The organism is Deinococcus aerolatus (assembly GCF_014647055.1).
Lineage (GTDB): Bacteria > Deinococcota > Deinococci > Deinococcales > Deinococcaceae > Deinococcus > Deinococcus aerolatus.
Genome location: NZ_BMOL01000008.1, coordinates 133843 through 153372 on the forward strand (window position 1 = coordinate 133843; position 19530 = coordinate 153372).

Consider the following 19530-nt stretch of genomic DNA (forward strand, 5'->3'; position numbering starts at 1 on the left):
ACGGGTCCGCCCCGGGGCTGTGCCGGAGAAACGGAGGTTGTGCCGTCGCCGTTTCCCGCACTTCTCAGCGCCGCCCCCCGTATGCTGGGGGGGTGAAGCTCGCTCCCTACATTGACCACACCCTGCTGAAAGCCACCGCGACGCCTGCCGACATCACGAGGTTGTGTCAGGAGGCCCGCGAGAACACCTTTTACGCCGTCTGCGTCAACCCCGTGTACGTGGCCCAGGCCCGCGCCGAGCTGGAGGGCAGCAGCGTGAAGGTAGCCACCGTCTGCGGCTTTCCGCTGGGGGCCGTGACCTCCGGCCAGAAGGCTGTGGAGGCCCGCCTGAGCGTGGAGGAGGGGGCCGACGAGGTCGACATGGTCATCCACATCGGCGCGGCGCTGGCCGGGGACTGGGACGCGGTGCAGGCCGACGTGCGCGCGGTGCGGCAGGCCATCCCCGAACACGTCCTGAAGGTGATCATCGAGACCTGTTACCTGGACGACGCGCAGAAGCGTGGCGCGACGGAAGCGGCGGTGCTGGGCGGCGCGGACTTCGTCAAGACCAGCACCGGCTTCGGCACCGGCGGCGCGACGCTGGAGGATGTGAAGCTGATGCGGGACGTGATCGCGGGCCGCGCGAAGATCAAGGCGGCGGGCGGCGTTCGCAGCGCGGAGGACGCCCACGCCATGATCGAGGCCGGGGCAGACCGCCTGGGCACCTCGGGCGGCGTGGCCCTGGTGGCCGGCGAGCGGAGCGGCGAGGGCTATTGATGGCCGCTGAGACAGGCGGGCGCGAGGTGGTGCTGGCCTCCGGCAGCCCCCGGCGGCGTGAACTGCTGACGCTGCTGGGCGTACCCTTCCGCGTGCAGGTCAGCGGTGAGGAGGAGGACAGCGCCGAGACCAATCCGCACACGCTGGCCGCCGAACTGGCCGGGGTCAAGGGCCGCAGCGTGGCGGCCCTGAACCCGGACGCGCTGGTGATCGCCGCCGACACGGTGGTGGCCGTGGACGGCGTGCTGCTGGCCAAGCCCGCCGACGCCGCCGAGAACGCCGCCTTCCTGCGTCAGCTCTCGGGCCGTACGCATCAGGTCTTCACGGGGGTTTCGGTGTTCGCGGGAGGCCGTGAACAGGCCGGGGTGGCCCGCACCGACGTGACCTTCCGCGTCCTGGCTGAGGCCGAGATCGACTTCTACGCGCAGTCCGGCGAGGGACTGGACAAGGCCGGGGGCTACGGCGTGCAGGGGCTGGGGCAGGCGCTGGTGTCGCGCATCGACGGCGAGTTCTCGAACGTGGTGGGCTTTCCGATGTCGCTGGTGATCGCGCTGCTGCGCGGTCATGGCGTGCCGGTCTGGGGCGCGCTGGCACAGGAGGCTGCTCCGGCGTGACGGGTGGGCGTCAGCTGGGGCTGGTCTTTGCGGGACTGCTGCTTCTGAGCATGGTGCTGACCCGCTTTCAGGTGGTGCCGCCCACCGCCCTGCGCTCGTTCACCGCGCCGGTCTCGCAGGTGGGCGTGGTGGTGGCCGACAACCTGCGCCGCGCCGTGACCACCGTGACCCAGCAGCGTGACCTGCGGGCCGAGGTCACCCGGCTCCAGGGGGAAAACGACGTGCTGCGCCAGCGCAACGAATTGCTGACCCGCGAGGCCGCCCGCTTGCGGCAGCTGGACATCATCACCCGCACGCAGGCCCCCAACGCGGTGGGCATCGCGCAGGTGATTGCCGTCGATCCCAGTCCGCTGCTGTCGCGCCTGACGCTGAACCGGGGCACGCGCGACGGCGTGCGGGTGCGGATGCCGGTCACGGTGCCGGGCGGACTGGTTGGCCAGATCACCGGAGTCAGTGCCTCAAAGGCAACGGTGGTCTCGCTGATCGATCCCGAGAGCACCGTGGGCGTCACGCTGCAGAGCGGCGGCGGCGGACGCGGGCTGGCCCACGGCGTGCCCCCGGACCGCCTGCGCGCCGAATTCTCACGCAGCGTGCCGATCAAGGCCGGTGACGTGCTGGTCACGTCCAGCCTGGGCGGCGTGTACCCGGTGGGCATCCGGGTGGGCAAGGTGGAAAAGGTGCTGCCGCTGGGGCCAAACGACGTGAACCGCTCGGTGATCGTCCGGCCCGCCGTGGATCTGGGCGTGGTGGAAGACGTGACCATTCTGGAGGGGCTGTAGTGTTCGGGCGTCGTGGGTTGGGCGGAGGCCGGCGCGGGTTGGGCGGCCCACGTTTCACGTTCCGCAGCAGCGGACTAGGCCGGGGAGCGCTGGGACCACGCGCCAGCCTGCCCCGGGGGGGGGCTGCGCGGGTGGTGCGGGCTGTCCTGTACGCCGCGCTGCTGATTGCCACCCAGGGCCTGCTGTCGCGTCTGGCCGACGCGGCAGGCGTCGCCGCCCCAGACCTGTTCCTGCTGACCGCCATGGCGCTGGCGTGGCGGCTGGGGCCGGCTCCGGCGCTGGCGGCGGCCTACGGCGTGGGGCTGGGTCAGGACCTGCTGGGCGGCGGCGTACTGGGCCTGCACGCCGCGGGCCTGGCCGGGGCGGTGCTGCTGGCGCTGCTGATCCGGCGTTACGTGGCCGACTCCGGCCCCCTTCAGGTGATCCTGAGCGTGGTGGGCGCGGTAGTGGGCGAGTGGCTGACCTTCGGGCTGCTGGCGTACTGGCTGCGCTCGGACCTGATCACGGTGAGGGTGCTGCTGACCACGGTTCCCGGCCTGCTGCTGGGTACACTGCTGGCGTATCCGCTGTGGGAATGGGCCGTGCGCTGGGGCATGGGGCCGCGCCCCGGCCCGCAGGAGCAACTGGCGTGAGTGACAGGAGGAGAATGGGATTTGGGGTGTGGCACGTGTGGCGGGGCCGCCCGGCGGCGTCCGCATGAGCCGCGCCGAGCATCCCCTGCACCGTCCCGATCAGCAGCACGAGCGGCTCAAGCGCGAGCGCAGGCGGGCCGCGCCCCGGGCGGACCGGACCGGCGGCAAGGCCGGCACCCTCGGCAACGGGGCCGGACGGGTGGGCTGGGTGGCGTTTGTGTTCAGCCTGGGTCTGGTGGGGCTGGGGGCGCGGCTCTTCCACCTCCAGGTCACGCAGCACAGCCAGTACGCGGTGCAGTCGGCCAGCAACTTCCAGCGCGACGAGGTGATCCGTGCCCTGCGCGGCGAGATCCGCACCCGCGACGGCGTGCTGCTGGCCACCAACCGGCTGGCCGTGGATCTGGTGTACACCGGGCGCAAGGCAGCCGAGCGCGGCGAGGCCATTCCTGCCTGGGACAAGATCATCTACCTGGCCGGCATTAAACCCGACGCCCTGAAAGACGGGCAGCCGCGTGAGCCCGATTTCAGCCGGGAAACCGAGGCGGTGCTGGCCCGCAACGTGCCGCAGGAAAAACTGGCAGCCCTGTACGAGTACACGGTCCTGATTCCCAGCCTGGAACTGCGCGAGCGCGTCGAGCGCATCTACCCTGAGGGCAAGATGGCCGCCCACCTGCTGGGCTACGTGCAGGAGGCCAATGACCGTCAGGTGCGGGAGGAGGGCTACACCGTGGGCGACATGGTGGGCCGCTCGGGGTTGGAATACAGCCTGCAGAAGACGCTGGAGGGCAAGAACGGCGTGCTGCGGCGCGAGGTCACGGCCACCGGGCGGCCCCTGACCGAGCGGGTCATTGATCCCGGACAGCGTGGCCAGGACGTCGTGCTGACCATCGACGCCCGCCTGCAACGCGCCGCCGAGGACGCCCTGCGCCGGGGGCTGGCCGACGTGAACGAGGGCCGCAAGAAGTACGGCAAGCCGCCGGAACCCTTCACGCGCGGCGCGGTGGTCGCCATTGATCCGCGCTCAGGACAGGTGCTGGCGATGGCGTCGAGCCCGGCCTACGATCCCAACTGGTTCTCGCGGGTGCCCAGCCCCGATCCGGCGGCCAAGAACTGGGCCATCGATCCCAACCGCAAGGACGCGGCGCTGGACGCCGTGACCAGCAACCGGGTGGTGCAGGCCTACAACCCCGGCAGCGTCTTCAAGATCGCCACCACGCTGATGTACGTCGAGCGCTGGGGGAACTTCTCGCTGTCGTGCGCGCCGTCGTACTACTTCGGGCGGGCGCGTTTCAACAACTGGTCACACACCAATCTGGGTGTGGTGGATGGGCGCAAGGCCATCGCCTTCTCGTGCAACCCGTGGTACTACGACTCGGCGGTGCGGGCCACACCCGGCGTGTACTCCCGCCAGCTCAAGTCCCGCCTGACCGAACTGGGCTTTGGGCGCGCCACCGGGCTGGAGATTGTGGGCGAGAAGACCGGCACCCTGACCGATATTGACGACTACAACACCCCGCAGAACCCGTGGTATCCGGGCTCGGGGCTGAACATGAGCATCGGCCAGGGCGACGTGCTGGTCACGCCCGCCCAGCTGATCAAGGTGCTGTCCACCATCATCAACGAGGGCCAGGAGCGCCCGCTGACGGTGGTCCAGGCGGCCGGCGGAAAGGCCCCCACGCGGCCCGCGCCCACCAGCGTGGTGCGGGACGGCAACACCGACGTCTTCCGGTTCGTCAAGGAAGGCATGGACTGGACGGTCAGCATTCCCGGCGGCACGGCCAGCACCAAGCTGGGGTCCCACCTGTTCCCGGTGGCGACGGCGGGCAAGACCGGCACCGCCGAGAACGGAATCAGCGCCCGCCCGAACGGGGGTTACGCCTACACCCACGCGTGGTACGAGGGTTACGGTCCGCTGAAGGACCCCACCTTTGCGGTGGTGGCCTTTTTCCAGAACGGCGGCGAGGGTTACGGCCCCGGCATCAACGCCGTCAAGCGCATGTTTGCCGCCCGCTGGTGCGTCAATCTGGACGACAGCGCCAGGCTCAGCGCCCTGCCGCTGGAGGCGCAGCAGCCGTGTCTGGGCGAACTGGATCACATGCGCGACGTGTACCGGATTCGGGCTGAGCGGGCGGCGGCGGCACAGCAGCAGCCGTAGCGGGTGAGCGGCCTCCTGCGCCTTGCGCCTGAGGTGTGAACCTCAACCCGGCGGGAAGGAGAGGCAAAAAACACGGGTGCGTGGTTGAAATTGAAGGGCAATCCGTGTCGGCCCCCTGTCCTCAGCTGTCGCTGCCCGCCTGACCGTCGAGTGGTTCGGGCTCGCTGAGGAACAGGTTGTTGATGGACTCGCACAGCGTCGGGTGGGCCAGCGTGGCGTTGCGCAGGTCCGTGGCACTCAGGCCGCCCATCATCGCCAGTTGCAGGGCGCCCATCACCTCGCCGCCCTCGTGGCCCAGCACCGTGGCCCCCAGCAACAGGTCCGTGGCGTCGTCCACGACAGCGCGCATCAGGCCTGCCGTCTCACCGGTCTCGATGGCGCGGGCCACGCTGGACATGGGCAGGGTATAGACGCGGGTGGGGCGACCCAGGTGCTGTGCGCCCTGACGGTCCAGGCCCACCCGCCCCAGTTGCGGGTCGGTAAACAGCGTGTAGGGCACGGGCCGGTCGCCGGTGGTGCGCCGGGTGCCGCGCAGCAGATCGTCGCGCACGATGCGGAAATCGTCGTAAGAGATGTGGGTGAACGCCGGGCCGCCCTTGACGTCGCCCAGGGCGTACACGTTGTCAGCTGCCTGAAGGCGCTCGTCCACCAGAACCTCACCGTGCTGGCCCAGCTTTGCGCCTGTCGCCTCCACGTTCAGACCATCGGTGCTGGGCGTGCGGCCCACCGCCACCAGCAGATGCGAGCCGCGCAGCTGTTGCGTTTCGCCATGCTGCCGAACCTCCAGCGTGATCCCGTCTTCTTTTTTGTGGGTCTGAATGGCCTCCGCGTCCAGCAGGAAGGTCACGCCCTCGTCCTCCAGCACCGTTTGCAGCGCGGCGGCCACGTCCGCGTCCTCGTGGGACAGCAGCCGCTCGCCGCGCTCCACCACCGTCACGCGGCTGCCCAGTCGGGCGTACAGCTGCGCGAACTCCAGGCTGATGTAGCCGCCGCCCAGAATCAGCAGGTGGGCGGGCAACTCGCGCAGCAGCAAAATATCGCGTGAGGTCATCGCGCCCACGTCCCGTAGCCCGGGCAGGTCCGGCCACACCGGCGTGGCCCCCACATTGATGAACACATAATCGGCGCTGAGCTGCCGGGTGCCGCCGTCATTGAGCGTCACCTCCACCTGCCGCACGCCGGTAAACCGCGCCGCACCGTCCAGCAGCGTCACCCCGGCCTTCAGCACACCGGAGCGGCTGCCCTCACGGAAATCCTTCACGATGCTCTGCACCCGGTCCACGATCTGGCTCAGGTCCACCTGCACGTCACGGGCATGCACGCCCAGCTCCCCCGAGCGGCGGGCCACATGCGCGGCGCGGGCGCTGGCGATCATGGCCTTGGTGGGCGTGCAGCCCTCGTTGACGCAGGTGCCGCCCACATGCTCGCGCTCGATCAACGTGACCTGCCAGCCGGCCCGTGCCAGTGCGCCCGCCAGCGGCCCACCCGCCTGTCCCGCCCCGATGATCAGGGCGCTGCTGGGCGGTGTGGTGGCGGACTGGGCTTGGGCTTCGGCAGTGGTGTGTGTGGGGGCCATGTCGTCTCCTGGTAAAACCCGTCCTGGTAGAAATGCGGGCTGGTGGGTGGGCAGAGGCGGCGGTCGGAGCTGCCCGTGGCGTGGTGGAAAGGCCCAGCGGTGACAGTGCCGGGAGGCTCGGTGCGCGGCTGGCGTTGCCCTGCAAGGCAGTATGGGCGGGCAGAGCGCTGCGGATTCAGCGCACGGTGCAGGTGAACTCCGGGGCGCTGCGGCACACGATGTGCGTGTCCTGGCGGACGTTCACGCGCACCAGCAGCGTCTCGGTGCGGGCGGCGGGGTCCAGGGGCACGACGTTGACGTTGATCACGCCGGGGCGCACCCGCATCCGCAGCGGCGTGGGGCCAGCCGGCTGCCTCCCGATCAGCACGCGGGCAGCCACGTCGCTGTCCACCCACAGGCCACCGGTCTCGGGCCGCATTTCGGCCGTGACCCGGCTGGTGGTGTCCGCCGCCACGGTCACGGTCTGCGCCACGCTGTCGAAGCCTGCGCGCGACACCTCCACCGTGACCCGGCCCTCGGGCACATCCGGCAGGATCAGGGGCGCGTGGCCCACCCGGCGGCCATTCACGCGCACCTGGGCGCCGGGGACCGAGGCCGTGACCTCCAGCGTGCCGAAGCTCACCACCCGGTACACCGTGGTGGCCACTGTGTAGCTGCCAGTGGGCAGGGGGGCCGTGGCCTGCTGCACCACGCGGGCCACCCCGTCCACCGAACGTGCGTTTGCCGCCGCCGCCAGGTCCAGCGGGGCCAGACTGGTGACGGTAAAGACCTGTGTGAAGCCCTGCGTGGCCGGCAGGGCGACTGCCACCGCCGTGTCGGCCGGCACCGCGCCCACCCCGATCACCTGTGCGCCGCCGGACTGGGGCAGCAGTACCGCCGTCACGAAGGCGGGCCTATGGGTACGCACTTGCAGGGCCGCCGGGCCGGGGTCGCGGTACAGGCCGGTCTCGCCGGTGGCGGCCTGCACGGGCGCGGGGGTCAGGACGGTCTGCACCCCCACCTGCGCCCCCGGTTGCGCCCGCAACGGCGCGGGCACGCAGGCGCTCAGGGCGGCGGTAAGCAGGGCACCCACGGCGAACAGACGGACGGCGCGGTGGTTCATGTCTTCAGCATAGAAGGCAGTCTCCGACAGGATTCCGCCATGGCACACGAAAAACCGGCCCCGGGCGAACCCAGGGCCGGGGTGGTGGGCGCTGGGCTCAGGGCAGGCGCTTCATGATGGACTGCAGGCTCTCGCTGTCGGCCCAGGCCATGCCCTTCTCGACGTACATGCGGGTCATCTCGGTGTCGCCGCGCTGCAGGGCCAGGTAGGCCAGCTTGGCGGCGCTCAGGGAGGCCCACTGCTTCTCGGTGTCGTTCAGGTCACCCAGGCGCACCCAGGCGTTGTAGGCGTTGATCCACCACTGGGTCTTGGTGTACAGCTGGGCCAGGTACGCGTTGTAGTCGCGGTTGGTGGCTTCCATGCTGGCGGCGAAGTACGAGTGGTCCACCGCCGCCTTCCACAGCGTGCGGTCGTAGAACGACACCGGGTAGGCCACGTCGGCCTGCACGGCATATTCCTGTGCCTTGACGTAGTTCTCGGCGGCACTCAGCGAGGCCGGCGCCGTCATGGGCATGGGGGCAGGAGCGGTAGAGGTGTCCTGCGCGGCGGCCAGGCCGGTAAGCGCGAACGCGGTCAGCATGAGAATTTTCTTCATAACGTTGGTCATCTTAGGCCGTACCCTGGCAGGCGTCCACGCCCCTCCCCACCGATTCAACGTTGCGTAAAGGCAATGTAAAGGAGCTTACCTTCAGATGAGGAATCTTGTGCTCAGTTTTTCCCGCACCACCGTCCTGACCCTGGGCCTGCTGGTCGCCGTTCCCCTACCCGTGGCCCTGGCCCAGACGGCGGCCACGCCCGCCCCGGCTGTGGCCTCCTCTGCCGTACCCGCGCCGCAGTTCAGGGCGCCCAAGGTCGACTGGACCCGCGAGCTGCGCGTGATTTCCGGCGTGTCAGTGGCGCCGAACGGCGATCTGGTCTTTATCGGCAGTGACGCCCGCATCCACCGCACCGACGCCAGCGGCAAGGAGCTGTGGAACTACGCTGCCGGTGACCTGGGCCGCGCCTATCCGGTGATTACCCCGCAGGGGAGCGTGCTGGCGGCCAGCTACGACGACTCGCTGTACGCGCTGGACCCGGCGGGCAAGCTACTGTGGAAGGTCCGGCTGGACGGCGACATCTTCGCCACGCCCGCGCTGCGTGCCGACGGCAGCGTCATTGCGGCCACGGCAGGCGGCACGGTGCACGCCCTGAGCGAGACAGGCAAGACGCTGTGGACCTTCAAGGCCGGCGCGCCGATCTTCAGCAGTCCGGCGGTGGCGCAGGACGGCACCATCTACCTGGGCACGCAGGGCAGTCAGCTGCTGGCGCTGACTCCGGACGGCAAACTCAAATGGTCCTTCCGGGCCGGATCGCTGGTGTTCAGCAGCCCGGCCATCGACGCGGCGGGCAACGTGTACTTCGGGTCCAGTGACCGCAAGCTGTACGCGCTGGACCCGGCGGGGGGGCTGCGCTGGACCCGCCAGACCGGGCTGTTCGTGAACGCCAGTCCCATCGTGACCAGTACCGGGCTGGTGGTGGTGGGCAGCTACGACGGCCGGGTCTACGCGGTCAGGACCGACGGTCAGGACGCCTGGACCTACGTCGCCGGGTCCCCCGTCACGGCGCCCGCCGCCGAGCTGAGTGACGGCACGGTGGTGGTGCCGGATCTGGGCGGCACGCTGCACGCCATCGGTGCGGGCGGGCGCCCGCTGTGGCAGCTGAAGACCGGCAAGAAGATGGACCTGGGCGTGACCGTCAGCGACGCGGGCACGCTGCACTTCGTCACCGAGGGCGGCGGCCTGAGCGCCATTCGGGGTCAGCGTCCACTGGCGGTGGGGCCGTGGACCACCTTCCACGCCCTGCCCAGCGCCGTGGGCCGTGCGCCGGGCGCCCGTGAGCTGGACGCCGCTGCCCAGACCCGCCGGCCCGCCGCGAGCGCGGTGCTGGCCGCCCTGACGCCGCTGGCCCCGGTCGCAACGGCCCCGGCCCCCGCCACCCCCGCTCCGGCGGCTCCCAGGCCCACCGCGCCCGCCCCTGTTGCGCCGGCCCCCACCGCCCAGGTGCCGCCTGCCAACACCACCGCGCCCACACCCGCTCAGCCCCAGCCTGCCCCGGTTCAGGCCACGCCGCCCCAGCCTGCGCCAGTGCTGACGGCGCAGCAGCAGGCCCTCGTTGCCGCCGGAATCGCGCGTGCCGACGGCGGCCAGATCTACCTGCCGCTGGGCGAGAGTGCCGCGGCGCTGGGCCTGCGCGTGAGCAGCGTAACGCCGCGCACCGCCAACGTGCGGGTGGACTCCGCGCTGCTGCCGGTGACCGTGCGCGTCTTCAACAACGTGCCCTTCGTGCCGCTCGCGGCGCTGGCCGGGCTGCCCGGTACCTCGGCGCGGCTGACCGTGACGCCCGCTCCGGCCATCACCCTGACCCGCGCCGGGCAGGACATCACCTTTCCCATCAGCGTGGTGCAACTGGTGCCGCTGCGCGCTGCCCCCGAGTTCCCCGGTGTGCTGAAGTAAGGCTGCCGCCCTTGCCTGATGTCCGGGTGACGGCAACAGGCCCAGTCCGGTGGGAGTCAAGAGGGAAGACCAGCAGGGTGAGCGCTGGTCTTTCCGTGTACAACCACGAATTGCACCTGAAAAATCTTCGAGGCTTCATCCCCCCAGGACCGTACGCGGTTTATCCCGCAGGCACCACCAGGGCGTCCAACTCACGCGGATACAGGCTGAGGCGCTCTGATCCAGTGGCCGTGATCACCACGGTGTCCGAGTGCCGGAACCCGGCGAACTCCGGCACATACAGTCCCGGTTCTACCGAGAACACCATGCCCGGTTCGATCACCGTGTGATCATCGAGATCGAGGAAGGGATGCTCATGCCCTTCCAGTCCGAAGGCATGCCCGGTGTGGTGGCGGACCAGCCCGTCCATGCCCAGGTGATCGCGGACAAAGCGGCGCACATCGCCCTCGACCTCCGCGCAGGTCCGTCCTGGGCGCAGGGCATCGAAGCCCACCTGTTGGGCGGCCAGCATCGCCGCGAAGTAGCGCTGAAACTCGGCGCCCGGCTCACCGACAACCATGGTGCGTTCCAGTTCGGATTCGTAGCCGCCCACCACGCCGTAAGCGCCGGTGACCAGCACGTCGCCCACCCCCACCGTGCCCGCCTCATGCAGGCCGTGCGGGTGAGCGGTGTTGCTGCCGCGAATGAACATGGCATTGGCAGGCAGACCCTCGCGGGCCTTGGGCACGTAACGCTCACCCAGTTCGGCCAGCAGGTCGCGGGTGGCCTGCAAGCTGGCCCCGTGGGAAATCAGCAGCTCCTCGCTGCCCACGCGAATACTGTCCTGCATCAGCCGGTGGGCGTGGTCGCCCCAGCGGCAGGCCTCGGTCATCAGGGCGATCTCGGCAGCACTCTTGACCATCCGCAGGTCGTCGATCAGGGCCACGTTGGCCTGAACAGGCTGTCCCAGCACGGTGCTGAGCGCTGGCCCCCGGTAGCCCCAGCGGTGTTCGTAGCCGTCCACGTCCGCCGCGATCCTCTTGCCCAGCACACCCAGCCTGCCAAGCAAGGCTTGCAAGAAGAGCAGTGGGTGACGGCCAGAACCGCCGCCAGGGTATTCAGGGTAAATGGCACTATCGTCTAGTTCCGGTCCCTGCTGCTGGAAATGGCTGAGTTCGAGGTTCGGCAGTAGGGCGGCCACCTTGCCGTCCGCCGTCAGGACCAGGGCAATGGGCCGCTCGGTAGGTGAGAAGAAAAAGCCGCTCAGGTAAGCCACGCGTGTGGGGCCGAATACACACAGGGCGTCAATTTCCCGGTCTGTAAGAAGGTGGAAAACCCGGTCGCGGCGCAGAAGGTACTCGTCCGCGCCGATCTCCAGTCTGTCGGACTCAGAAAAAACAATGTCGGTCATGGGCAGACCCTCCGTGATCTTGCGGTTGAACGGGCAGCCCTCAGTCGCCTACAGGTTCAGCCATAGGCTGACGAATCAGTTCGTCGGCGCAGCGCCGGGCCATGCCGATAACCGCCTCGCTGACCTGCTCGATGCGGCCACGGCTCATGCGGCTGGTGGGGCCCGCCACCCCGATGGCCGCGATGACCTTGCCCGCCCCGTTGAGAATCCCTGCCGACAGGCAGCGCACGCCCACCTCGCGTTCCTCGTCGTCGACGGCGTACCCCTGCGTGCGGACACACAGCAGTTCGGCCAGCAGCGCCGGTTCGTCGGTGATGGTGTGGGGGGTGCGGGCGGGCAGGCCCGTCTTGCGGACGATCTCGTCCACGCGGGCGGTGGGCAGGTCGGCCAGAAAGACCTTGCCCACGTCGCTGCAGTGCAGCGGGGCAATGCTGCCGGGGGTGGTGAACATCCGCACCATGCTGAACGGCTCCACCTGACTGAGATACATCGCCGTGGTGCCGTAGAGCTGCGCGATGTGGGCGGTTTCCCCGGTCACTTCCACCAGTTCCTGAAGGTAGGGGCGTACCCGGCGCACCAGGTCGTAGCGCAGGTACAGTGCGCTGCTGATGTCCACGATCTCGGGGCCGATGTCGTAGCGTTTGGTCTGGGGGTCCTGAAACACGTAGTTCTTGACAGTCAGGGTCTGAAGGATGCGGTGGATGGTGCTGGGGGCTAGGCCCATGGCCTGGGACAGCTCCCCCACACTGAGCGAACGGTTGGCCGCCACGATGGTATTGATGATGTCGAGGGCACGCTCGACGCTCTGCACAGTTTCGCTCATAGGACGCTCCAGTCTAGGAGCCAAACATTCGCAGGCTGCGCGGAGAGTGCATCTGGCCGTACAGCGTTTCGATAAAGGCAGGCCACTGGCCCTCGCTCAGGCCCTCGCGCACCTCGCGTACCGCCTCATTGCCAAACCAGTACGAGGCGATGAACGGCCCCCGGAAGCTGTAGCTGGCAAAGCGGATACGCCCCTCGATCCAGGGCCGCTGCCCGAAGGAATAGCGTTCCAGGAAGGTCATCACGCGGTCCTCGGGCCAGTTCTCGCCCATCTGGTACCACGCCGCACTCGTGGCGCTGGCGCTGCGTACCCGCCGCAGCTGGGCATGCACCGCGTCGTCCTGGTGTTCAACCCAGTCGAGCAGTTCCACACCCTGGTCACCGATGCCCTCCTGCACGCAGCCGGTGACGGCGTTGGTGGTGCACAGCAGCACGTCCGCCGTGCTCTCGCTGCTGGCCGCCTTGTCACGGGTGTACAGCAGCTGGGTGGAATGGCCCGGAAAGACCTCGTGGCAGACCAGATGCTTGAGGGCCGCCCGCGTGAACTTGAGGTCCATATTCAGGTCCATCTGTCCCTGATTGAAGTTGCACCGCGCGGTAAACGGAACGTCACGCAGAGGGTTCAGGCGCATGGTGTAGTCACCTGTCGGATAGATCCGGGCGTCGGTGCGGCGCTGCGCCTCGGCCATCAATTCAACGAAAATGGGTTCCAGTTGGTCCGAAGCCAGCGCCCGCTCCTCTTCCCAGCGCCCGATGCGCTCGGCCAGGGTGCCATGGCGCATTCCGGCCTGATTCAGCATCTCTTCCAGCTGACCGTGCATCTCCAGCAGCCCATCGTCGCTGATCGGCTGAGCAGGCACGCCCACCAGCCCCTCCAGCTTCTCGCGGAAGCTCAGGACCTCGCCCTCGAACAGCCGGGTGGCCGTTCTCAGCGAGCGCAGCATGTCCTCCAGAAAGGCGTGACGCGCGCCCGCCGGGTACTGGGCCACCTGCCGTTCCAGATCATCGAGTTCGGTATGCACCGCGTCCCAGTCACTCAGGGCCAGCGGCGGCACCAGCTTGTCACCCAGATAGATCGGCACCAGGCCCTCGCTGTCCAGCACGCCGTGTCCGCGCGAGAGCTGACGTTCGAGGTGATCCATCCCGATAGTCAGGGCCGTGAGCTGGCGGCCGAGCGAAGCGTCGTTGGGGGCTGCGTTCTGATTGTCCATGTTGTTCCTCCTGAATGCCGTCCATCATTCCGTCAAGTGGAACCTGAAGTCAAGTTTTCATTCCACATCCCGGAATCTTTACTGCCTTGCGGGTCGCAGTCTTGGCTTGACTTCCCTGTGTGAATATGCATACACTGTGATTCAAACCTCAAACTCGATTCTGGTTTTGATCGTTCTGGTCACACTTTTCTCTCTCAGCGGAGGTTAGGAACATGGGCAATCAGATGCAAGCAGGAAATTCCGTCAAGCAGAAGAGAATAGTACTCGGGCTCAGTACAGCGATTCTGCTCAGCGGAATGGGAATGGCGCAGCAGCGCGGCGGCACCCTGACTGTCGGCCTCGGGTACGACATCGACACGCTGAACGTCTATTCCACGGGTTTCCTGGGTGATGTACAGGCGGCAGTGGTCGAAGGCCTGGTGGCCCCCAACGAGAAGGCGGAATACGTGCCGGTGCTGGCAACGCGCGTGCCCACCGTGCAGAACGGCGGCATCAAGGTGGCCGCCGACAACAAGAGCATGGTGGTCACGTACCAGCTGCGGCCCGGCGTCAAGTGGTCCGACGGCAAGCCGTTTACCTCCGCCGACGTGAAGTTCACCTGGGAGACGGTCAAGGACCCCAAGTTCATCGCCGAGTCCAAGGACGGCACCGAAGACATCTCGTCTATTGAAACGCCCAACGATCTGACGGTGATCGTTAATTACAAGCGCGTCGCGCCCGACTTCAAGAGCACCCTCTTTACCTTCGGCATCCTGCCCAAGCACGCGCTGGAAGGCAAGGATCTCAACACCGACAAGTACAACCAGATGCCGCTGGGCACCGGCCCCTTCAAGGTCACCCAGTACGTCAAGGGGCAGTTCGTGGTGCTGGACCGCAACCCCAATTACTGGGGCAAGGACAAGGCGGGCGTGCAGCTTCCGTACCTGGACAAGATGATCTTCAAGATCATTCCAGACAGCAACACGCTGGTCACCCAGCTCAAGTCCGGCGAGATCCAGATGGCCTACAGCGTGCCGTACTCGCAGATTCCCCAACTCAGCGCTCAGGCGGGCCTCAAGGTCATCAAGAACCCGGTGCTGTCGTGGCAACACCTGGATTTCAACCTGAAAGGCCCGGCCGCGCTGCGTGACATCAACGTCCGCAAGGCGATGGCGCATGCCATAGACCGGACCACCATCTCCAAGGCGCTGGGCGGCTACCCTATTCCGATCTCCACGGTGGTGGTGCCGGTCTTCTCATACAGCAACAAGGACGTGCCGAAGTACCCCTATGATCCGGCCAAGGCCAGGCAACTGCTGGAGGCGGCTGGGTACAAAGCAGGAAGCGACGGCATTCGCGCCAAGAACGGTGAGCGCCTGAGCTTCAACATCATGTCGCAGGCAGGCCGCGCGACCGACGAGGACGCCCAGCAGGTGCTGATCGCCCAGATGAAGGCCATCGGCATCGAACTCAAGCCGGACAACAAGGCGGGTGTGGCTTTCCGCGATGCGCGCTACAAGGGCAGTTATGACCTGTTCTACAGTGGCTGGATCACCTCAGCGGACCCCTCTTATGGCGTCTTTTTCGGCACCAAGGGAGTGAACAACGGCCAGGGCTATAGCAATCCCAAGGTGGACGCGCTGCTGGCAACCGCAGACAGCAGTCTGGATCCGGCCGTCAGGAACAAGGCCCTGCGCGACTTCCAGACGGTGCTGATGCAGGATCTGCCCAGCATCCCCGTGACCTCCAACCCGTCGATGATCGTCGTGACTGATAAACTCGGCGGTTTTGTCCCCAACCCCACCAACATGACCAACTTCGTCAATACCAGCGGCTGGTACCTGAAGAAGTAAGGAACAAGGCGCAGGCCCCGACTCGGCCCAGCTTTACTCGGCCTGCGGGGCCTGCGCACTTGACGTCAACGCCACCACACCTGCGAAGGGAGCGTCATGAGTCTGTCGTACATTTTCAAACGCCTGCTGGGCATGGTGCCGCTGCTGCTGGGCGTCTCGCTGATTCTATTCGGGGTGCTGCATCTCGCCCCTGGCGGCCCGCTGGACGTTTATGCCGACAACCCGTCCGTAACTCAGGAAGCGCTGGACAACATGAAACGGGCTTTCGGGCTCGACCAGCCGTTGCCGGTGCAGTACTTCCGGTGGGTTACAGCCTTTTTCCAGGGCGAGTGGGGCTTTTCTATTCGCAGCGCGCAACCCGTGATGGAGGAGGTGCTGGCCCGGGTGCCCGCTACCCTGATGCTCAGCGGCAGCGCTTTCCTGCTCGCCCTGATCGTCGCTCTCCCGCTGGGCATTCTGAGCGCCACCCGCCGCTACACCGGCGTGGACTACTTCATTACCCTGATGTCTTTTCTGGGCATCAGTATGCCCGTGTTCTGGCTGGCGCTGATGCTGCAACTGCTGTTCGCGGTGCAGTGGAAAATCCTGCCCTCAGCGGGCATGCAGACCATTGGGGACGGTTCGCTGCCTGATCTGCTGCGTCACCTGATCCTGCCTGTGTTCATCCTGGCCTTCGCCTCGGTGGCAGGCTGGAGCCGCTACATGCGCTCCAGCATGGTGGAGGTGCTGAGCCAGGACTACATCCGCACCGCCCGCGCCAAGGGCGTGTCCTCCCGGCGGGTGACGTACTCTCACGCGTTCAGGAACGCCCTGATTCCGGTGGTCACGGTGGTGGCGCTGGACTCGGCATCGATCCTGTCCGGCGCCGTCATCACCGAGACGATCTTCGCGTGGCCGGGCCTGGGCCGCCTGTTCATCGAGTCGATGAACGGACGCGACTACCCGGTGCTGATGGCCCTGCTGATGGTGGGCTCGTTCGCGCTGGTTCTGAGCAACCTTCTCGCAGACCTGGCATACAGCCTGATCGATCCCAGGATTCGCTATGACTGACACCCTTGAACACCGCGCCACACCGGGCGGACGTGTGCGGCGTGAGGGCTTCTGGCCCACGATGATCGCTCGGTTCCTGAAGCATAAGCTGGCGGTGCTGGGCCTGGTGGTGCTGATCCTGCTGGGTCTGTCGGCCATTTTTGCGCCCCTCATCGCCCCCTATACTTTTGATGGTCAGGACGTCAGCATCATGGGTCAGCCGCAGCCTCCCAGTGCCAAGCACTGGATGGGCACCGATCAACTGGGGCGCGACGCCTTTACTCGGGTGCTGTACGGCGCCCGCATCTCGCTGATGGTGGGGCTGTTCAGCGCGCTGCTGGCCACTTTTCTGGGTACCCTGATCGGTGCCCTGTCCGGCTACTACCGGGGCTGGACGGACACTGTGCTGATGCGCATCACAGACGTGGTGCTGTGTATTCCCCTGCTGCCGCTGATCATCCTGCTGTCGGGCATCCTGCGGCCCAGCGTCACGCTGCTGATCCTGATCGTGGGCAGCCTGAGCTGGATGGGCACCGCCCGGCTGGTGCGCAGCCAGTTCCTGAGTCTGCGCGAGCGCGAGTTCGTGGAAGCGTCGCGCGCCCTGGGCGGCGGCGATAACCGCGTGATGTTCCGCCACATCCTGCCCAACGCTCTTGGCCCGATCATCGTGTCCACCACGCTGTCGGTGGGCGGCACCATCATGCTCGAAAGTGCGCTGTCGTTCCTGGGGCTGGGCGTGCAGCCGCCGACACCCACCTGGGGCAACCTGCTGAACTACGCCAGCCAGTGGCTGACCGCCGCCCCGTGGCTGGCTGTCTTTCCTGGCCTGATGATCCTGATCACCGTGCTGGCCGTCAACTTCCTGGGCGACGGTTTGCGCGACGCCTTCGATCCGCGCAACTGAAAACCGCCAACTCAAAACAAGGAGACAACATGAAGATCACCATCCTGGGTGCAGGAGCCATCGGCGGCCTCGCCGGGGCCTACATGGCCGAAGCTGGACACGACGTGACGCTGGTGGACCGCTGGGCCGAGCATATCGACGCCATCAAGGTGCACGGCCTGAAGGTAGATGGTGTGCGAGGCGAACTGCACTTCGACGTGAAGGCGCTGCATCCGGGTGAGCTGGAAGGCCCACTGGAGGCCGTGTTGATCGCCACCAAGAGCCAGCACACCATCGAGGCTCTGGAAAGCGTGCTGCCGCTGTTTGGCCCCGAGACGTTCGTGGTGTCGTACCAGAACGGATTCAACGAGCACGACATCGCCGCCCGACTCACCGAGGCGGGACTGGGCGGCTTGGAGCGGGTCATCGGTTCCATTCCCAATTACGGCGGCGCGCTGGTGGATCCCGGTTACCTGGAATTTGTGCATGAGGGGGCCATTCAACTGGGCGAGATGACGGGCGAGCGCACCCCGCGCCTGCTGGAGTTGGCAGACAAACTCTCGGCCCTGACCGAGGTGCAGCTCAGCGACAACATCTGGGGCCAGATCTGGGCCAAGGAGGTCTACAGCGCCCAGGTGGTTTTCAGCGCGCTGGTGAATGCGCCGATCCGCGAGACGCTGGGGGTGGAGCGTTATGCCCGTGTGGCGGGCGCGGTGGTGCGCGAGGCGCTGGAAATCGCCGAGGCCAACGGCATCACGGTAGAAGCTTTCGATTTCTTCGATCCGGCCAATTACAAGCCGCAGACGCCTGCCGATACCCAGAAGCTGATCGACAACATTAATCACGCGGTCTGGCTGCTCAAGAAGGACCAGAAACCCGATGCCCATCAGTTCAAGAAGAAGGGCAGCGGCATCTGGTGGGACATTGTGTACCGCAACCGCCCCTCGGAGGTGCGCTCCAGCAACGGCAAACTGGTGGATTACGCCGCGCAGGTGGGGGCCGACTCGCGCCTGAACGCAAAACTGTGCGAGATGATCTACGAGATCGAGGGCGGTCAGCGGCAACTCGGATTTGAAAATTACGACGAGCTGGAAGCGTACATTGCCTCCATCGGCAAGGCGCTGCCATGAGTGGGAAAAAGAAGCTGGGCGTCGGCGTCATCGGCGCGCACGCCTGGGCCGAGCAGGCCCATCTGCCGGGCTACCACGCCTATGACCGCGCCGAGCTGGTGGCGATCTGCGATACCGTGCCCGAGCGGGCCGAGGCGTTAGCCAAACAGTTCGGCATCCGCAAGATCTACACCGACGCCAACGAACTAATCAACGACCCCGAGGTGCAGATGGTGGATGTCTGCACGCCCACCGACACGCACCTGCCGCTGAGTCTGGCGGCCATCAACGCGGGCAAGCACGTCATTTCCGAGAAGCCGCTGGCGCACGATGCGAGGGATGCCTTTGCCGCCGCCGCGCTGGCAAAGGAGAAGGGCGTCCGCACCAAGCTGGGCTTCACCTTCCGCTACTCGCCCGCCATCCGCCAGATCAAGACCTGGGTGGACGACGGTACGCTGGGCGAGATCTTCCACGTGCACGGCCTGGAGCAGAACTCTCAGTTCCTCGATCCCGACTACCCGCTGCGTCAGGTGCCGCAGGACGCCGATTGGACGCAGCTGATTCCCTCGTCCATCGTGGGCTACGGCTCGCACCTGCTGGATCTGGTGCGCTGGTGCGCGGGCGAATACCAGAGCGTGATCGGCAGTTTGCATAACTACGTCCCCGAACGCATCGTGCGCGGCTACGAGGGGATGCAGCGCATTCCGGTGGAGGACGGCGCGGTGGCTCTGGCCGAGTTCGCCAGCGGGGCGCAGGGCATCCTGCAGACGTCGTACATCGCGGTGGGCAACTACCCCGGCGTGGAGTTGCGGATCTACGGCAGCAAAGGCGCGGCGGTGGCCCGGCTGGTGGAGGAGAACGGCATCGCCGAAACGCTGCACTTCGCCACGCCCGACGCGGTGGAGTTCCGCAAAATTGACCTGCCGAGCGCGGCCTACCCGCCCGGCACCACGCTGCACACGCCCTGGCCGGAGCTGTACTACCGCAATCTGATCCGCTTCTGGGTGGACGAGATTCTGGACGATCTCCCCGGCGAATGCACCTTCTACGACGGGGCCAAGAGCCAGGAGACGGTCAACGCTATTGTGCAGTCGTTCCGGGAGCGGCGCTGGGTAGACCTGCCGAAGGTCGAGGCGCAGTGAGCCAGCT

The 19530-nt window shown here is 67.1% G+C and carries 17 protein-coding genes; 11 read left to right on the forward strand and 6 right to left on the reverse strand.

What is annotated here, in order from left to right; all coding sequences use genetic code 11:
• Positions 1–92: 92 nt before the first annotated feature.
• The 5 genes from deoC to IEY31_RS10250 are packed head-to-tail and all read left to right on the forward strand — an operon-like array spanning position 93 to position 4935.
• Positions 93–755 (forward strand): deoxyribose-phosphate aldolase, encoded by a 663-nt coding sequence (gene deoC, locus IEY31_RS10230; protein ID WP_188971580.1) that lies wholly within the window; start codon positions 93–95, stop codon positions 753–755.
• Complete coding sequence (locus IEY31_RS10235; RefSeq protein ID WP_188971582.1) at positions 755–1369, forward strand: Maf family nucleotide pyrophosphatase; 615 nt, start codon at positions 755–757, stop codon at positions 1367–1369. The genes deoC and IEY31_RS10235 overlap by 1 nt, the downstream gene beginning before the upstream one ends.
• Positions 1366–2148, forward strand: coding sequence for a rod shape-determining protein MreC (gene mreC, locus IEY31_RS10240; protein WP_188971584.1), 783 nt, complete (start codon positions 1366–1368; stop codon positions 2146–2148). Before IEY31_RS10235 ends, mreC begins: the two co-directional genes overlap by 4 nt.
• 38 nt (positions 2149–2186) lie before the next feature.
• Positions 2187–2780 carry a rod shape-determining protein MreD gene (gene mreD / locus IEY31_RS10245; RefSeq protein WP_229723475.1) on the forward strand — a complete coding sequence of 198 codons (594 nt, stop codon included), beginning with the start codon at positions 2187–2189 and terminating at the stop codon, positions 2778–2780.
• A gap of 28 nt (positions 2781–2808) precedes the next feature.
• The gene (locus IEY31_RS10250) at positions 2809–4935 is read left to right on the forward strand and encodes a peptidoglycan D,D-transpeptidase FtsI family protein (RefSeq protein WP_229723476.1); all 2127 of its coding nucleotides are present in this window, start codon (positions 2809–2811) and stop codon (positions 4933–4935) included.
• Between the two features lie 121 nt (positions 4936–5056).
• On the opposite strand, the gene IEY31_RS10255 is transcribed toward IEY31_RS10250, so the two are convergent.
• From IEY31_RS10255 to IEY31_RS10265, 3 genes are all read right to left on the reverse strand, one after another.
• Positions 5057–6511 (reverse strand): mercuric reductase, encoded by a 1455-nt coding sequence (locus tag IEY31_RS10255; RefSeq protein WP_188971586.1) that lies wholly within the window; start codon positions 6509–6511, stop codon positions 5057–5059.
• A gap of 175 nt (positions 6512–6686) precedes the next feature.
• Positions 6687–7613 carry a PEGA domain-containing protein gene (locus IEY31_RS10260; protein ID WP_188971588.1) on the reverse strand — a complete coding sequence of 309 codons (927 nt, stop codon included), beginning with the start codon at positions 7611–7613 and terminating at the stop codon, positions 6687–6689.
• A gap of 97 nt (positions 7614–7710) precedes the next feature.
• Positions 7711–8208 (reverse strand): hypothetical protein, encoded by a 498-nt coding sequence (locus IEY31_RS10265; protein ID WP_229723477.1) that lies wholly within the window; start codon positions 8206–8208, stop codon positions 7711–7713.
• Between the two features lie 109 nt (positions 8209–8317).
• On the opposite strand from IEY31_RS10265, the gene IEY31_RS10270 reads away from it, so the two are divergent.
• Positions 8318–10105 (forward strand): outer membrane protein assembly factor BamB family protein, encoded by a 1788-nt coding sequence (locus IEY31_RS10270; RefSeq protein ID WP_229723478.1) that lies wholly within the window; start codon positions 8318–8320, stop codon positions 10103–10105.
• Between the two features lie 160 nt (positions 10106–10265).
• On the opposite strand, the gene IEY31_RS10275 is transcribed toward IEY31_RS10270, so the two are convergent.
• Genes IEY31_RS10275 through IEY31_RS10285 form a run of 3 tightly spaced genes read right to left on the reverse strand, consistent with a single transcriptional unit; the run spans position 10266 to position 13528 of the window.
• A complete protein-coding gene (locus IEY31_RS10275; protein WP_188971594.1) occupies positions 10266–11495 on the reverse strand; it encodes a M24 family metallopeptidase in 1230 nt (409 codons plus the stop codon).
• Between the two features lie 40 nt (positions 11496–11535).
• A complete protein-coding gene (locus IEY31_RS10280) occupies positions 11536–12318 on the reverse strand; it encodes an IclR family transcriptional regulator (RefSeq protein ID WP_188971596.1) in 783 nt (260 codons plus the stop codon).
• Between the two features lie 13 nt (positions 12319–12331).
• Positions 12332–13528: a hypothetical protein gene (locus IEY31_RS10285; RefSeq protein WP_229723479.1), complete on the reverse strand. Its 1197-nt coding sequence runs from the start codon at positions 13526–13528 to the stop codon at positions 12332–12334.
• A 296-nt stretch (positions 13529–13824) separates the two neighbouring features.
• On the opposite strand from IEY31_RS10285, the gene IEY31_RS10290 reads away from it, so the two are divergent.
• From IEY31_RS10290 to IEY31_RS10310, 5 genes are all read left to right on the forward strand, one after another.
• Entirely contained in the window at positions 13825–15360 is a 1536-nt protein-coding gene (locus tag IEY31_RS10290; RefSeq protein ID WP_188971598.1) for a peptide ABC transporter substrate-binding protein, read from the forward strand.
• Positions 15361–15456: 96 nt separating this feature from the next.
• The gene (locus tag IEY31_RS10295) at positions 15457–16410 is read left to right on the forward strand and encodes an ABC transporter permease (protein WP_188971599.1); all 954 of its coding nucleotides are present in this window, start codon (positions 15457–15459) and stop codon (positions 16408–16410) included.
• Positions 16403–17293 (forward strand): oligopeptide ABC transporter permease, encoded by an 891-nt coding sequence (gene opp4C, locus IEY31_RS10300; protein WP_188971601.1) that lies wholly within the window; start codon positions 16403–16405, stop codon positions 17291–17293. The genes IEY31_RS10295 and opp4C overlap by 8 nt, the downstream gene beginning before the upstream one ends.
• Before the next feature lie 29 nt (positions 17294–17322).
• Positions 17323–18402 carry a ketopantoate reductase family protein gene (locus IEY31_RS10305; RefSeq protein ID WP_188971603.1) on the forward strand — a complete coding sequence of 360 codons (1080 nt, stop codon included), beginning with the start codon at positions 17323–17325 and terminating at the stop codon, positions 18400–18402.
• Entirely contained in the window at positions 18399–19523 is a 1125-nt protein-coding gene (locus IEY31_RS10310) for a Gfo/Idh/MocA family protein (protein ID WP_188971605.1), read from the forward strand. Before IEY31_RS10305 ends, IEY31_RS10310 begins: the two co-directional genes overlap by 4 nt.
• Positions 19524–19530: the final 7 nt, after the last annotated feature.

Bases quoted from the DNA above. Each gene is read 5' to 3' on its own strand.
- IEY31_RS10310 (WP_188971605.1), top strand. From the start codon at position 18,399: ATGAGTGGGAAAAAGAAGCTGGGCGTCGGCGTCATCGGCGCGCACGCC.
- IEY31_RS10280 (WP_188971596.1), bottom strand. From the start codon at position 12,318: ATGAGCGAAACTGTGCAGAGCGTCGAGCGTGCCCTCGACATCATCAAT.
- IEY31_RS10305 (WP_188971603.1), top strand. From the start codon at position 17,323: ATGAAGATCACCATCCTGGGTGCAGGAGCCATCGGCGGCCTCGCCGGG.
- opp4C (WP_188971601.1), top strand. From the start codon at position 16,403: ATGACTGACACCCTTGAACACCGCGCCACACCGGGCGGACGTGTGCGG.
- IEY31_RS10285 (WP_229723479.1), bottom strand. From the start codon at position 13,528: ATGGACAATCAGAACGCAGCCCCCAACGACGCTTCGCTCGGCCGCCAG.
- IEY31_RS10265 (WP_229723477.1), bottom strand. From the start codon at position 8,208: ATGAAGAAAATTCTCATGCTGACCGCGTTCGCGCTTACCGGCCTGGCC.
- IEY31_RS10295 (WP_188971599.1), top strand. From the start codon at position 15,457: ATGAGTCTGTCGTACATTTTCAAACGCCTGCTGGGCATGGTGCCGCTG.
- IEY31_RS10290 (WP_188971598.1), top strand. From the start codon at position 13,825: ATGGGAATGGCGCAGCAGCGCGGCGGCACCCTGACTGTCGGCCTCGGG.
- IEY31_RS10275 (WP_188971594.1), bottom strand. From the start codon at position 11,495: ATGACCGACATTGTTTTTTCTGAGTCCGACAGACTGGAGATCGGCGCG.
- IEY31_RS10260 (WP_188971588.1), bottom strand. From the start codon at position 7,613: ATGAACCACCGCGCCGTCCGTCTGTTCGCCGTGGGTGCCCTGCTTACC.
- IEY31_RS10255 (WP_188971586.1), bottom strand. From the start codon at position 6,511: ATGGCCCCCACACACACCACTGCCGAAGCCCAAGCCCAGTCCGCCACC.
- IEY31_RS10235 (WP_188971582.1), top strand. From the start codon at position 755: ATGGCCGCTGAGACAGGCGGGCGCGAGGTGGTGCTGGCCTCCGGCAGC.